Below are 14954 nucleotides of genomic sequence, written 5' to 3' on the forward strand. Positions count from 1 at the left end.
GGATGCATCAAGCCACCACGAAGTGGTTTTGCATGGCTTGATGCCTGTAACAGGAAGCCGAAGGCTGAACTGTTACAATTATTTGTTAAGGTTTTATGAATTGTGTTGTTGTCATATGAGAATCGTGCTATAATCGGAAACAGTTGATACTGAGGAAAGTATAAGCGAAGTGGGGATTTATATTTAAGGGAGCGTTCGATTATATGAATTTCAAGGCAAAAGCATTGAATTTTTTAAAAAAGTATAAGCATGCATGGGTATTCAGTTATGCATTGCTGTATATGCCATGGTTTTTATATCTGGAAGAGCATGTGACAAAGCATTATTATGTGATCTCTTCGCGGATTGATGACTATATTCCGTTTGTGGAGTATTTTATCGTACCATATTTGCTGTGGTTTGTTTTTATTGCAGCCGTATTTTTGTATTTCTTTTTCACAGATGTGGAAGGATTTTACAAGCTGGCAAAGCTGAGTTTTATAGGGATGACGATTTTTCTTGTGATTTCTACACTGATGCCCAATGGTCTGACGCTTCGTCCGTATGTGTTCCCGCGGGATAATATCTTTACGGATATGGTAAAGGCGGTGTATCGGGCGGATACGCCGACTAATGTATTTCCAAGCCTGCATGTGTTTAATTCTGTTGCTGCCTGCATTGCGGTCAGTAACAGCGCGGCGCTTCGGAAGCATAAGAAGGTGTGCATGGGAGCTTATATTTTGTCAGCATTGATTATCATGGCAACGGTATTTTTGAAACAGCATTCGGTGATCGATGTGGTGGGAGCGTTTGTGATGGCATATGCACTGTATCAGTTTGTATATGTAACAGAACGTCAGCAGGTGCCGCATGTTGTTCAAAGAACGGTTTTTCATGGAAAATAGAATCTAAATTATAAATAAAATATAAAACGGGATTTTGCAGCAGTTTCAGCTTTTGCCGAAACTGCTGCATTTAAAAGGGCAGAGAAATGAGGAGGACTAAAAACATGGGCAAGATTATATTGACAGGGGACAGACCTACAGGAAAGCTGCATGTGGGACATTATGTAGGTTCATTAAGAAGAAGAGTGGAGCTGCAGAATTCCGGTCAGTTTGATGATATATTCATTATGATAGCAGATGCACAGGCGCTGACAGATAATGCGGATAACCCGGAGAAGGTACGTCAGAACATTATCGAAGTGGCGTTGGACTATCTGGCATGTGGACTGGATCCGGAGAAATCTACACTATTTATCCAGTCACAGATTCCTGAACTGTGTGAGTTGTCATTCTATTACATGAATCTGGTGACTGTGTCCAGACTACAGCGTAATCCTACAGTAAAGTCTGAGATTCAGATGCGTAATTTTGAAGCCAGTATTCCGGTAGGATTCTTTACCTATCCGATCAGTCAGGCGGCAGATATTACAGCATTTAAGGCAACAACAGTTCCGGTAGGCGAAGACCAGCTTCCAATGCTGGAGCAGACAAAGGAAATTGTTAGAAAGTTTAATTCTGTATATGGAGAGGCTCTTGTTGAGCCAGAGATTCTTCTGCCGGATAATAAGGCATGCCTGCGCCTTCCGGGAACAGACGGTAAGGCAAAGATGAGCAAATCTCTGGGCAACTGTATTTATCTGTCAGAAGAGCCAGAAGAGATTCAAAAGAAGGTATTCAGTATGTTTACCGATCCAACACACATTAAGGTGACGGATCCGGGTAAACTGGAAGGTAATACGGTATTTACTTATCTGGATGCATTTTGTAAAGATGAGTATTTTGGGGAATTCCTGCCAGATTATAACAACCTTCAGGAACTGAAAGATCACTATACACGCGGCGGACTGGGCGATATGAAGGTGAAGCGTTTCTTGAACAACGTGCTTCAGGCAGAATTAGAACCAATCCGCAACCGGAGAAAAGAATATCAGAAAGATATACCATATGTATATGATGTTCTTAAGAAGGGAAGCGAGAAGGCAGAGGCTGTTGCTGCACAGACATTGAAAGAAGTGAAAGAAGCAATGAAAATTAACTATTTTGACGATCATGAACTGATTCAGAGTCAGGCTGAGAGATTTTCATAAGATCAGTAACAGTTCAGCCATAACAGCTCGAATTGGCGGTTTCACCACCTATACGCTGCTATGCAGCGCAAATTCTCGCTTATGGCAGAACGCCATATACAAATCCTACAAAAAACGTCTTGTTGTAAGCAAGCTTACCAATTCGTTTTTGTAGATTTGCGCATGGCTGAACTGTTACTAAAATAATAAATAATGGCTTGACAAATATACAGATAATGCGTTAATATAAGCAGCATAGATAAAAGCAAAGAAGAGAACAAGTAGTAACTTACAGCAAAAACAGAAAGCAGCCGGGGGATGAGAGGCGCATGATACTGTAACTTACGAATACATCTCGGAGCTGCACACCGAACATAAAAGACCCGGAATAATAAGGGTGGTTAACAGTAGGCTGTGACGGACTGGCAGACGTTAAAATGCTATGGCAATGCATGTTGTACAGAGAGAACATAAGTTGCTGATGAGGCGGCAGGTGTGAATCTGCTGTGAATCAAGGTGGTACCACGGGTAATAACTCGTCCTTACGTTGTGTGAGGACGAGTTTTTTATACTATTAGGAACTGTATTCCCTGTATCATAAAAACCCTCCTGGGTATGTGCCGGGGCATATTCTTTATTTTACTCTCCTCACAGTGCGAACTATCGATTAACAGAAAAAGGAGAACAAAACCATGACACTTTACGAAGAACTGCAGGCACGTGGTCTGATTGCACAGGTCACAGATGAAGACTTGATCAAAGAACTGATCAATAATGGAAAAGCAACATTTTATATCGGATTTGATCCGACGGCGGACAGCCTTCATGTGGGACATTTTATGGCGCTCTGTCTGATGAAACGTCTTCAGATGGCAGGGAATAAGCCGATCGCACTGATTGGCGGCGGTACAGGGATGATTGGTGATCCGTCTGGAAGAAGCGATATGCGCCAGATGATGACACCGGAGACAATTCAGCATAATTGTGACTGTTTCAAGGAGCAGATGAGCAAATTTATCGACTTCTCAGAAGGAAAGGCGCTGATGGTAAATAATGCAGATTGGCTGATGGATTTGAACTACATCGAAGTGCTGCGTGAAGTTGGGGCACACTTTAGTGTAAACCGTATGCTGAGTGCAGAGTGTTATAAGCAGAGAATGGAAAAGGGCTTGAGTTTCCTTGAGTTCAATTACATGATCATGCAGGCATACGATTTCTATGCATTATATCAGAATTACGGATGTAATCTGCAGTTTGGCGGGGATGATCAGTGGAGCAACATGCTGGCAGGAACAGAGCTGATCCGCCGTAAACTAGGCAAAGATGCAAGTGCAATGACTATCACTTTGCTTTTGAACTCTGAGGGCAAGAAGATGGGTAAGACACAATCCGGTGCGGTATGGCTTGACCCGAACAAGACTTCTCCATTTGACTTTTATCAGTATTGGAGAAATGTAGGTGATGCGGATGTTTTGAAGTGTATCCGAATGCTTACCTTCCTGCCGATAGAGGAGATTGATAAGATGGATTCATGGGAAGGCGCACAGCTCAATCAGGCGAAGGAAATTCTTGCATATGAGCTGACGAGTCTCGTACATGGTGAAGAAGAGGCGAAGAAAGCACAGGAAAGCGCGCGCGCATTGTTCAGTCAGGGGAATGCGGCAGATATGCCTACCACGGAATTGACAGAAGAGGATTTTACAGATGGTGCAATTGATATTTTGACACTGCTTGCAAAGAGCGGACTTGTTCCGTCCAAATCTGAGGCAAGACGCGCGGTGCAGCAAGGAGGAGCCTCTGTAGACGGAGAGAAAGTGACAGATATTCATGACGTGTTCGAGAAGGAAAAATTTGCCGGAGACGGTATTGTTCTGAAAAGAGGAAAGAAGAATTTCCGTAAGGTGGTTGTAAAATAATTATTGCAAATAAAAGTGTGCTAAGGATTTTTTCAGCACGTTGTATGTCTTAAATATCTCATTTGAGAAGAATATAGAGAAGATGAACATTTTAGTAAATCCGGTCGGCGGAGCATGTTCATCTTCTCTTATTATTTGTCTGTTTTAGATGTTAGATATTCATTTTTAGATACTGCACACTGTACCCCGGCATTGTTAACTGTCCGTTCAGACTGCCTGTATTGCCTGTGATCAAATCAGTATATGCTCCCTGTAATTCACCATTATTTCCAGTAAATTCCCCATCGGAAGCATTGATTGCAACGAGGATTCTCTCGGAATCTGTTTTCCGCTCGAAGATCAGCTGATGATTGGTGATCACCACATTGTGATATCCTCCGTTGCAAAGTGCATCGCTGTCCCTGCGGATGGCGATCAGCTGTTTTACATATTCGGTTAGTTCATTCGGCTTTGGCTCTTCAAAGCACGGACGAAGTGCATAGTCGTTGTCCGGCGCTTTCTTTCCTTCTTCACCCCATTCGCTTCCATAATAAATACACGGAATTCCCGGCATGCCAAAGAGAATGCCGTAAGCAAGCGGTAAATGCTTTGGATCTGTCAGAATGCTGGCAATTCTTGTAACATCGTGATTGTCTACAAAATTCATCAAGTGTTTTCCTCGGTAAATGCACCATTGTTCCGGTCCGTACTGGCGGTTCAAAGAATGTGCAATTTCAAACAGATTCATACTGTTGAAACTCGAGAAGATACCTTTGTAACATTCATAATTAGTACAGCTGTGAAGCATTTCGTCATTTACAATCAAATTGTAATCTCCAAATAAAACTTCTCCAATTAAGGCAAAGCCCGGTTTCTGCTCTTCACAGAATCCGTGCAGACGGCGCATGAAATTGTGATCCAGACTATAGGCAACATCCAGACGAAGACCGTCAATTTGGAATTCTTCAATCCAGAACCGCACGCAGTCCAGAAGATAATCTACAACTGCCGGATTTTGAAGGTTTAGTTTGACTAATTCAAAATGTCCTTCCCAGCCTTCATACCAGAAACCATCATTATAACAACTGTTTCCGTCAAAACTGATATGAAACCAGTCCTTGTACGGGGAGTCCCATTTCTTCGTTTGTACATCCTTAAAAGCCCAAAAACCACGTCCTACATGATTAAATACTCCATCGAGCATAACTTTTACATGATGCGCATGCAGCGTCTCGCAGACTGCCTTGAAATCTTCATTTGTACCAAGGCGGCAGTCAATGTTTTTAAAATCCCTTGTGTCATAACCATGGTTGTCAGACTCGAAAATCGGATTCAGGATAATAGAACCGATTCCGAGATTTTCCAGATAATCGCTCCATTCGGCGATTTTGCGGATTCGCGGAACTGTGATCCCGTCATTGTGAACCGGGGCGCCGCAGAATCCGATGGGGTAAATTTGATAAAATGTTTCATTATAAGCCCACATAGAAATACCTGCCTTTTAATAAGAAATATCTGTCTATAAATATATCATAAGTTAAGTAAGAACAACAGAAAATATTGTTACTTCTAAAAAATTCAGAAAAATACTGATATATTATAGAATTGACAATACTATTTATATTATTTAATACATTTTAATAAATGAGAGAGATTTATCATAGCAACAATTAAAGATGGATCTTCTGACTGCATTTACTACATTGGCTGTGATGCCTGCGCTGTTATAAGTTCAATTACCGCAGACCATGTGTATTACAAATGCCGGGTATGCGATATGAAAATAAATGGAGTTGCATTATACGCAACAGGAATGACAAATTTGGTTGTTTTGAGAGTACCGGATTGCTATATTTAAACAGAAAGAAGTGCTTCAAAAAATTTGGTACAAAGTCTTACAACATGAGAAAAATGTATCGCAAAAGGAGAGTCAGATATGAAAATAGCAATTGTGAATGAAGTCAGTGCATGTGTAAAAAATAAGGATATTGTGAAGGCGCTGGAAGCTTATGAAAATGTGGAAATTTTGAACATGGGTATGCATGAACCGACAGAGGAGAATCCTCTGACCTATATTCAGACCGGAATTATGTCGGCGATTCTGCTCAATTGCGGAATCTGTGATTTTGTTGTCGGCGGCTGTGGAACCGGACAGGGGTATCTGAATGTGGTCATGCAGTTTCCGAATGTGTTCTGCGGCTTGATTCAGGAACCGTTAGACGCATGGCTGTTCTCTCAGATTAACGGAGGAAACTGTATTTCACTTGCATTGAACAAGGGATATGGCTGGGCGGCAGATATTAATCTGCAGTATATATTTGAGAAGCTTTTCAAGGATCCGGCAGGACAGGGCTATCCTCTTGAACGCGCTCAGAGTCAGCAGCACAGCAAGGCGATGTTGGAGAAGCTTTCCGGTCATACTCACAAGACACTGGCACAGGCGCTGAAAGATTTGGATGAAGAGGTACTCGCACCGATTCGTAAGCGGGTGGATTTTATTGCTTTGCTGGAGGAGAATACGGAGAAAAATGAGCTTGTCCGTGAAATCTGTGAAATTTTGAAATAGAGAGGTAGAGCGTATGGTTCGATCATTAGACAGGGGAATCAAGATTCTGGAAATTTTATCGGAAAATGCGGAGATGGGAATCACCGAAATGGCGGAAGTACTGGAAGTGGATAAAAGCACAGTATCCAGGCTTATGGAGACGCTGCGCAGTCATGACATGGTTCAGATGAATAAACGGACGAAAAAATATCGTCTGGGACTTCGGCTGCTGAATCTGGGAACTGCAGCAGAGAGAAACCTGAATATCATTGAAATTGCACGGCCGGTGATACGAAGTGTGTCTGATAAACTGGAGCAGAGCGTACATTTGTGTGCGTATAACAATATGATGGCCTATGTGATCGACCAGACGGTTTACAGAGTGGCTTTTTCGGTCTCTGCCACAATAGGAATGATAGAGCCGATCCATGCGTCATCTGTAGGTAAATGTATTCTGGCATATCGTCCTGAGGACATGCTTGATCAAATATTGGAAGGCTATGATTATGTAAAATATACGGAAAAAACGATTCTGGACAAGGAACATTTGTTGCAAGAGCTGCGAAAAATCAAGGAACAGGGATATTCAATAGACAACGAAGAGGTATCTGTGGGCGTACGTTGCGTGGCAGTTCCGGTTTTCAGTTATCGGAACAAAGTACGTTACAGTATTGGGATTTCCGGGCCGGTGGGGTTGATGACGGATGAAAATGTGCGGCTGTATGTTTCTCAGCTGCGAAATGCCGCACGAAAAATCAGCAAAGAGCTGGGACATCAGTATAGCTGATGATATAGAAAAGCAGCAGTAATTATTTAGCCGGAAGGCTGAATGGTTACTAACGTACGAATGCAGGAGGATGTGGGATGATCAGCGGAAATGAGTTGTGGGATATGTCGGTTACGGAGGACCTGGAAGAAATATATATGCTGAAAGCCGGGAAAGTGTGGACGTTCCCCGATCTGCCGGATAATGTCTGCGAGGCGGTGAAAATAACGGTCTCCAAATATGCGGAAAAAACAGCGCTTGTGAGTGATGAAGGAAGAGCTTACAGTTATCAGGAGTTTCTGGAATGTTGTGAAGAATTTGCGGCATATCTGTATGGTAAAATAGGAATTTGTCAGGGGAGTCATGTAGGAGTTATGATGCATAATACACCCGAATATTGCATTACGTACTATGCATTGATCCGGCTTGGTGCAATCATGGTCTGTCTTCCGGGAAAATATAAGCAAGATGAGGTGCTTTCTCTGGCAAAACAGTCGGATATGGAGTATCTGATTTGTGAAGATGAGTATGCCGGATGGTTTCAGAAAGATTATCATTTGAATCAGATCGTGTGTGTTAAGTATACAGAGCATGCAGATGGTTATCGTGCGTTATATGAAACCTGGGAGACGAGAGAGCGTGATCTTGAAGAGCTTGAAGATCTTCCCTCAGGAAAACCGGACGCAGATGCCATGTTACTGTTTACTTCGGGAACGACCTCCATGAGTAAAGGAGTTCTTTTAAAAAATTATCAAATCATGCATGCAATTGAAACTTACCGACGTATTTTACAAGTGACAGAAAAAGAAGTATCGGTGATTGCGACACCGATTTATCATATTACCGGACTGGTGGCGCTGCTGGGATTGTTTTTAAGCAGCGGCGGAATGCTATATCTTCATAAACTGTTCGATGCCGCACGTGTGGTTCGTGAGGCGCGGAAGTATGGGTTTACCTTTCTTCATGCGTCGCCTACGGTGTTCCATCTGCTTTTGCAGGAAGGAGAACACACACCGGAGCTTCCGAATCTTGTGACGCTTGTTTGCGGCAGCAGTTATATGCCGCAGGAGAAACTGAGACGGCTGCACCGATGGCTTCCGAATTCTAAATTTCATACGGTATACGGGCTGACAGAGACCAGTTCTCCGGCTGCAATTTTTCCGGAAGATGCGGCGGGAAGCAAACGTATCGGTTCCTCAGGAAGACCGATTCCGGGAATGATGTTTAAAATTGTGGATGACGAACAAAGGGAACTGTCATGCGGGGAAGTCGGAGAGATTGCTGTACGTGGATGCAATGTAGTGACTGCATATTACCGGCAGCAGACGGACAGCCTCAAGGACGGCTGGCTCTATACCGGTGACGTAGGTTATTTTGATGAAGATTCTTATCTTTATGTGGTGGACCGGAAGAAAAATATGATCAACCGCGGCGGAGAGAAAATCTGGTGTTACGATGTGGAAAATGAATTGACTGCCATCGGGGGTATTCTGGATGCGGCGGTGGTCGGACTTACGGATGAGATGTATGGAGAAGTGCCGGCAGCCTTGGTTGAACTTAAGAAGGGATGCGGATTGACAGAAGAGGAAATCCGGCAGTACCTAAGAGGGCGGATTGCAAAATATAAGATCCCGGTGAAAATTTTGGCGGTGGAGAGTATACCGCAGACTGCCAACGGGAAGCCGGATAAAAGAAAGATGCGAGAAATGCTCAAAGAAATAATGGAAGACAGCAAATCCTAACGTATTTGTCAGAACGAAAGCAACAAAAGGAGAACAATATGTTAAAGGCGAATTTTATCACCCCCACAGAAGCAGTGGGTTATATCAAAGACGGTATGACCGTCTGTCCGATCGGTATGACGTTGGTGAGTGCCAGCGAATCGATTTTGAAGGCGATTGAAGAATCATTTTTGGAAACAAGACATCCGGCGGATATCACGCTTTTACATTCCTGTGGGCAGAGTGACCGGAAAGACGGAATCCAGCATTTTGCACATGAAGGGCTTGTGAAGCGAATCATTGGGTCCCATTGGGGATTACAGCCGCGATGGATGGAAATGATCGCAAATGACAAGGCAGAGGCGTACTGCTTGCCTCAGGGTCAGATCGCACAGCTCTATCGGAGTATGGCATGTGGTCTGCCGGGGAAAATGTCAAAAGTGGGTCTGGGAACGTTTGTGGATCCCCGGTATGAAGGTGGAAAAATGAACAGACGCACGAAGGAACAGCCGGATATTGTGGAGATTATGGAGTATCACGGCGAAGAATACATGTTTTATAAAGAAATTCCGATTGATGTATGTATCATTCGCGGAACTGAATGTGACGAGATGGGAAATTTAACGACCACGGAGGAGGCCATGAAGCTGGAGGTGCTTCCGGCGGTGATGGCAGCGAAGCGTTACGGCGGCAAGGTGATCGCTCAGGTGAAACGAGTCGTGCAGACAGGAACACTGAATCCCAAAAATGTAACGGTTCCGGGTGTGTTTATCGATGGGATCGTGGTTTGCGATAACCCGGATGTTGACCACCGGCAGACATCCTCATGGATATACGATCCGTCATACAGTGGACAAACGAGAGTGCCGCAGAATGCGATCGAGCCTTTGCCAATGACGGTACGGAAGTTCATCGGACGGAGGGCTGTGGAAGAAGTATATCCGGGCTGTGTGGTAAATCTGGGGACGGGAATTCCAAATGACGTTATCGGAAATATCAGTAATGAAGAGGGACTAAGTGATGATATTATGATCACCGTAGAGTCCGGAATCTACGGCGGTGTGCAGGCAGGAGGCATTGATTTTGGAATTGGTCAAAACCTGTATGCGATGATCGGACATCATGAGCAGATGGATTACTACAATGGTGCAGGAGTGGATGTAACCTTTATGGGCTTTGGCGAGCTGGACGGGGAGGGAAATGTGAATGCTACAAAAATGGGTCCAAGATGTACCGGCTGCGGCGGGTTTATCGATATTACCCAGAATGCAAAAAAAGTAGTATTCTGTGGAACCTTTACAGCCAGTGGATGTGAGTTCTCTTTTGATAATAACAGACTGACGATAATAAAAGAGGGAAAAATCCGCAAGATGGTAAAACAGGTGGCACAGTATTCCTTCAACGGTATACTCTCACGTGAAAAGGGACAAGAGGTCTATATCGTGACCGAACGGGCTGTGTTCCGGCTTGTGGAGGAAGGTGTGGAGTTATTTGAGATTGCACCGGGAATCGACCTTAAGACACAGGTGCTGGATATGATGGATTTCCAGCCGATCGTCAGTGAAAACCTGAAGTTCATGGATACGGTATTGTTCCAAGATGGGGCAGCCGGATTGAAAAAGAAGGTCCTTCAGAAAGCGGAAAAGGCTGCTGCAGAAAAATTGGAAAAATAGAATCCGCTATTCACCGTAGGTAAATTTAAAATAGAGCGGATTCTGTGACTATGAAGCCCAAAGGCTGAATAGTTACAAAATAATATAAAAGAAAAAAGGAAAGGTGTAAAAAACATGAGACTGGAAAACAAGGTAGCAATTGTAACAGGTGCAGGCCGTGGCCTGGGAAGAGGTATTGCAGTGAAACTGGCAAAGGAAGGAGCAAAAGTGGTTGTGGCAGATATGGCTCCGGCAGATGAGACTGTAGCGGTCATCAAAGAAGCAGGCGGCGAGGCAAGTAGTTTTACGGTAAATGTGTCAAACCAGAAAGAAGTGGCAGCTATGGTGCAGTTTGCGATCGACACTTACGGTACACTGGATATCATGGTAAACAATGCCGGAATCAACAGAGACGGCATGCTACATAAAATGCCGGTGGAGAACTGGAACCTGGTAATCGATGTGGACCTGACAGGTACTTTCTACGGAACACAGGAAGCGATCAAATATATGCGGGGAAAAGGTTACGGGCGTGTGATCAACATCTCCTCAGGTAGTTGGCTGGGCAATATCGGACAGGCCAATTATGCAGCTGCAAAGGCGGGAGTTGTTGGTTTGACAAAAACTGCAGCCAGGGAGAACGCCCGTAAGGGAATCACCTGCAATGCAATCTGCCCGGGATTCATTGAGACAGATATGACACTGAAATTAAAAGAAGTAAACGATGGTGCAGCATGGGAGAGCATGATGCAGAGAATTCCGGCAGGATATGCCGGAAAGCCGGAAGACGTAGGAAACATGGTTGCATTTTTGGCATCTGACGAGGCTGCATATGTGACCTCAGAGGTCATCAATGTGGGCGGCGGAATGATCGTATAGAGCCTGACTTGAAAGATTCAATAAAAATGAAAAAAGCAAAAGACAACAAAGAATGAAAAAGGAAAGGATAGAAGAAAAATGAAAGACGTAGTGATCGTAAGTGGTGTGCGGCTTCCGGTTGGAAGCTACGGTGGAAGTTTGAAGACGGTCTCCGCCATTGATATGGGTGCGATGGTAGTAGCTGAGGCAGTAAGGCGTGCAGGGATCCAGCCGGCAGATGTAGACGAGGTCGTAATCGGACAGGTCGGTGAGGTGGCAGAAAACGGGTTTATTGCACGTGCGATCAGTTTAAAGGCAGGCATGCCGAAGGAGGCTTGCGCTTATTCTGTAAACCGCCAGTGTGGTTCCGGTCTGCAGTCCATTGCAGAAGCTGTAATGGAGATTCAGACAGGGCAGGCAGAAGTGGTGGTTGCTGGAGGAGCAGAAAACATTTCTCAGCTTCCTTACTATGTAAAGGATGCGCGTTGGGGAGCCAGAATGGGACACAAGAGTTTTGAGGACGGGGTTATTGACATCCTGACATGGCCTCTGGATGGAAACCACAATGGAGTAACCGCAGAAAATGTGGCACGGAAATACAACGTGTCAAGAGAAGAGCAGGACGCTTTTGCAGTGGAAAGCCATCGTCGTGCATGCCAGGCGATCAAGGACGGCAAGTTTAAGGATGAGATCCTTCCTGTGGAATTGAAGGACCGCAAAGGCAATGTGACTGTATTTGACATCGATGAAGGTCCAAGAGAGGGACAGACTATGGAAAAGCTGGCGAGACTGAAACCTTGCTTTCTGCGAGATGAGCAGGCAAGTGTGACTGCAGGAAATTCTTCCAGCTTAAATGACGGTGCGGCTGCGGTAGTTGTGATGTCTGCGGAGAAAGCAAAAGAATTGGGTGTTACTCCAAAGCTGAAGATCGAAGGCTTTGCAGTGGCAGGATTTGATGCAGAACTGATGGGATACTCTCCGAAATTTTCCAGCGAAAAGCTGGCGGCGAAATTGGGGATTGATTTAAAAGCAATCGACATGTTTGAAATCAATGAAGCTTTTGCGAGTCAGGCTTTTGCAGTGAGCCGCGATCTGGGTCTTGATCCGGAAAAGGTCAACATTTACGGCGGCGGAATTTCCATCGGTCATCCGATCGGAGCGACCGGAACGATTCTGACAGTAAAAGTGATGTATGAACTGATGCGGACCGACAAGAAGGATGCGATGATCAGCATGTGTATCGGCGGCGGTCAGGGGATTTCCATGTATTTTACAAAATATGAATAAAAAAGTGATGCTGTCCTGAAAACATTATTCAGGGCAGTTTTTTTATTTAAAGAAAATGTACGATGTGCAGAGAAATGCTGTTTTGATAACTGTATATCGGTAATATAAAAAAAGCGATTGTGTTGCACACTCCGCAACACGGCTATTGAATGTATTTTGCGTCGGATTTTCCCTATGATATAATACAATCAAGAAAGAGATAGATTGTATTGGCCAAACACAATAAAAAAGGAGTTATGAATAAAATGATAGAACAGAGAAGAAAACGTGCAAAGGCAATTAAAGCCTACGGCACAATTCGGAAAGCAGTAGAAGCAGAAAGCTTAGATCAATTTCAGGATATCAGCCTCAGTGAGGCGGTTGTCTTAGGTCTGATAAATCAAGGTGTAAAAACCTTTGTTGGTATCTTTGGGCATGGGATGACAGATGTCGGAGAAGTACTGCGTATCTACGAAGAAGAAGAGGCGGTAAAGACGGTGAATGTCCGGAATGAAGTGGAGGCTTCTCATGTGGCGTCCATGCTTCGTTGGAAATACGGAGAAGCTCCGGCCGTGTTTACCTCAATTGGTCCGGGGGCTCTGCAAGCTGTAGCCGGATCACTGGTGGCACAGTCTAATGGATTGGGTGTGTATTATTTGATGGGAGATGAGACCAGCCATAGTGAGGGACCGAATATGCAGCAGATCCCGAAAAGAGAGCAGGAGCTGTTTTTAAAGCTTTTGTCAACTTTCGGACCGGCTTATTCCCTGCATACTCCGGAAGCAGTGTTTACAGCGCTGAAGAGAGGCGATACGGCGGTCAATGGAGGAGAGAAGCATTCTCCCTTTTATATGCTGCTTCCAATGAACATCCAGCCAAAGATCATGGAGCACTGCAATTTGCTGGAATTTCCCGAAAAATCTGCAGAGTCCAGGGTAGTCAGTGTTGACCCTGATCTGTATCGCGCAGCAGTAGAAACAATCTGCAGTTCTTCCAGGATTACAGTGAAGGCAGGCGGTGGTGCTGCAAAGGTTTCTGCGGGCGTGTGGGAGACATTTTTAGAGCTTGCAGATGCAGTATATGTACATGGTCCTCAGGTTCCGGGATTGTATCCATATTCAAAAGAAAGGAATATGGGAGTGGGAGGATCCAAAGGTTCTATCTGCGGAAACTATGCAATGGACGAGTGTGATCTGGTCATTACTGTCGGAACAAGAGGCGTCTGCCAGTGGGACAGCTCAGGAACAGCATTTAAAAAGGCAAAGAAGATCATCAATATCAACTGCGACTATAACGATCTTGGACAGTATAACAATTCCGTGCGTATCCAGGGAGATGCGGAGGAAGTGCTCTTAAAATTAATTGAGCTGCTGAAAAATGCGGAGAACGAAGCAACAGATCCGGAATGGCTGAAAGAATGTAAAGAGAAACGTGCCGAGTGGGAAGCTTACAAACAGTTAAGATATGATCATCCTGTTCTGACGGATGAGAAGTGGGGCAAATCTATTCTCACAGAGCCGGCTGCAATTAAGAAAGCAGTAGATTTTGCAGATGCTCATGGCTGCGTAAAAATATTCGACGCAGGAGATGTGCAGGCAAATGGTTTCCAGATCGTGACTGATGAAAAACCGGGTCAGACCATTACAGATACAGGATCATCCTATATGGGCTTTGCGGTGTCATCCATGCTCGCCTTTGCACTGCAGGGGGGAAAAGATTATCCGGTAGCATATACCGGAGACGGCAGCTTTATGATGAATCCACAGATCTTAATCGATGCGGTTCAATATGGACTGAAGGGAATGATCGTTCTCTTTGATAACCGGCGTATGGGAGCGATTACAAGTCTCCAGCATGCTCAGTATGACGTGGGCTTCAGCACTGATGATATGGTTGAAGTAGATTATGTACAGATGGCAGAATCAGTCAAAGGAGTGAAGGGATTCTATGGCGGTGAGTCAATGGAAGAGCTGGAAAAAGCATTAGAGCAGGCATATGCGCATGAGGGGCTGTCGCTGGTACATGTACCGGTATATTTCGGAAGAGAAGACTTAGGCAGTCTTGGTTCCTTTGGAGATTGGAATGTAGGTAACTGGTGTGAAAGAGTACAGAAGCTGAAACATGAAATTGGTTTCTAGAATTGTATAGTATGTAACTTTAAGAAATTTTTGATAAATATATTTTGATTTAAATTAGCGCTA

At 44.4% G+C, this 14954-nt stretch carries 11 protein-coding genes; 10 read left to right on the forward strand and 1 reads right to left on the reverse strand.

Going from position 1 to position 14954, the window contains the following annotated elements:
* Positions 1-203 precede the first annotated feature (203 nt).
* From NFS18_RS14515 to tyrS, 3 genes are all read left to right on the forward strand, one after another.
* The gene (locus NFS18_RS14515; RefSeq protein ID WP_251391450.1) at positions 204-884 is read left to right on the forward strand and encodes a phosphatase PAP2 family protein; all 681 of its coding nucleotides are present in this window, start codon (positions 204-206) and stop codon (positions 882-884) included.
* Positions 885-988: 104 nt separating this feature from the next.
* On the forward strand, positions 989-2071 hold the full coding sequence (gene trpS, locus NFS18_RS14520) for a tryptophan--tRNA ligase (protein WP_251391458.1): 1083 nt from the start codon (positions 989-991) through the stop codon (positions 2069-2071).
* Between the two features lie 671 nt (positions 2072-2742).
* Entirely contained in the window at positions 2743-3966 is a 1224-nt protein-coding gene (gene tyrS, locus NFS18_RS14525; protein ID WP_251391460.1) for a tyrosine--tRNA ligase, read from the forward strand.
* Positions 3967-4117: 151 nt separating this feature from the next.
* Here tyrS and NFS18_RS14530 read toward each other — a convergent pair whose 3' ends face one another.
* Positions 4118-5431: an alpha-amylase family glycosyl hydrolase gene (locus NFS18_RS14530; RefSeq protein WP_251391462.1), complete on the reverse strand. Its 1314-nt coding sequence runs from the start codon at positions 5429-5431 to the stop codon at positions 4118-4120.
* 450 nt (positions 5432-5881) lie between these two features.
* Here NFS18_RS14530 and NFS18_RS14535 point away from each other — a divergent pair, with 450 nt between their 5' ends.
* From NFS18_RS14535 to NFS18_RS14565, 7 genes are all read left to right on the forward strand, one after another.
* Positions 5882-6511 (forward strand): RpiB/LacA/LacB family sugar-phosphate isomerase, encoded by a 630-nt coding sequence (locus NFS18_RS14535; protein WP_251391465.1) that lies wholly within the window; start codon positions 5882-5884, stop codon positions 6509-6511.
* A 13-nt stretch (positions 6512-6524) separates the two neighbouring features.
* Positions 6525-7277, forward strand: coding sequence for an IclR family transcriptional regulator (locus tag NFS18_RS14540; protein ID WP_251391467.1), 753 nt, complete (start codon positions 6525-6527; stop codon positions 7275-7277).
* 77 nt (positions 7278-7354) lie between these two features.
* Positions 7355-8998, forward strand: coding sequence for a class I adenylate-forming enzyme family protein (locus tag NFS18_RS14545; RefSeq protein WP_251391476.1), 1644 nt, complete (start codon positions 7355-7357; stop codon positions 8996-8998).
* Positions 8999-9036: 38 nt separating this feature from the next.
* Entirely contained in the window at positions 9037-10650 is a 1614-nt protein-coding gene (locus NFS18_RS14550) for an acyl CoA:acetate/3-ketoacid CoA transferase (protein WP_251391478.1), read from the forward strand.
* Positions 10651-10764: 114 nt separating this feature from the next.
* Complete coding sequence (gene fabG / locus NFS18_RS14555) at positions 10765-11508, forward strand: 3-oxoacyl-ACP reductase FabG (protein WP_251391487.1); 744 nt, start codon at positions 10765-10767, stop codon at positions 11506-11508.
* A gap of 78 nt (positions 11509-11586) precedes the next feature.
* Positions 11587-12774 (forward strand): thiolase family protein, encoded by a 1188-nt coding sequence (locus NFS18_RS14560; RefSeq protein WP_251391489.1) that lies wholly within the window; start codon positions 11587-11589, stop codon positions 12772-12774.
* A gap of 245 nt (positions 12775-13019) precedes the next feature.
* Positions 13020-14891, forward strand: a complete 1872-nt coding sequence (locus tag NFS18_RS14565; protein WP_251391491.1) for a thiamine pyrophosphate-dependent enzyme — start codon at positions 13020-13022, stop codon at positions 14889-14891.
* Positions 14892-14954: the final 63 nt, after the last annotated feature.

This window comes from Mediterraneibacter agrestimuris, assembly GCF_943193195.1.
Classification (GTDB): domain Bacteria; phylum Bacillota; class Clostridia; order Lachnospirales; family Lachnospiraceae; genus Schaedlerella; species Schaedlerella agrestimuris.

Excerpts from the sequence above, each read along its gene's own strand:
- NFS18_RS14515 (WP_251391450.1), top strand. The coding sequence starts at position 204 with ATGAATTTCAAGGCAAAAGCATTGAATTTTTTAAAAAAGTATAAGCAT.
- trpS (WP_251391458.1), top strand. The coding sequence starts at position 989 with ATGGGCAAGATTATATTGACAGGGGACAGACCTACAGGAAAGCTGCAT.
- tyrS (WP_251391460.1), top strand. The coding sequence starts at position 2,743 with ATGACACTTTACGAAGAACTGCAGGCACGTGGTCTGATTGCACAGGTC.
- NFS18_RS14530 (WP_251391462.1), bottom strand. The coding sequence starts at position 5,431 with ATGTGGGCTTATAATGAAACATTTTATCAAATTTACCCCATCGGATTC.
- NFS18_RS14535 (WP_251391465.1), top strand. The coding sequence starts at position 5,882 with ATGAAAATAGCAATTGTGAATGAAGTCAGTGCATGTGTAAAAAATAAG.
- NFS18_RS14540 (WP_251391467.1), top strand. The coding sequence starts at position 6,525 with ATGGTTCGATCATTAGACAGGGGAATCAAGATTCTGGAAATTTTATCG.
- NFS18_RS14545 (WP_251391476.1), top strand. The coding sequence starts at position 7,355 with ATGATCAGCGGAAATGAGTTGTGGGATATGTCGGTTACGGAGGACCTG.
- NFS18_RS14550 (WP_251391478.1), top strand. The coding sequence starts at position 9,037 with ATGTTAAAGGCGAATTTTATCACCCCCACAGAAGCAGTGGGTTATATC.
- fabG (WP_251391487.1), top strand. The coding sequence starts at position 10,765 with ATGAGACTGGAAAACAAGGTAGCAATTGTAACAGGTGCAGGCCGTGGC.
- NFS18_RS14560 (WP_251391489.1), top strand. The coding sequence starts at position 11,587 with ATGAAAGACGTAGTGATCGTAAGTGGTGTGCGGCTTCCGGTTGGAAGC.
- NFS18_RS14565 (WP_251391491.1), top strand. The coding sequence starts at position 13,020 with ATGATAGAACAGAGAAGAAAACGTGCAAAGGCAATTAAAGCCTACGGC.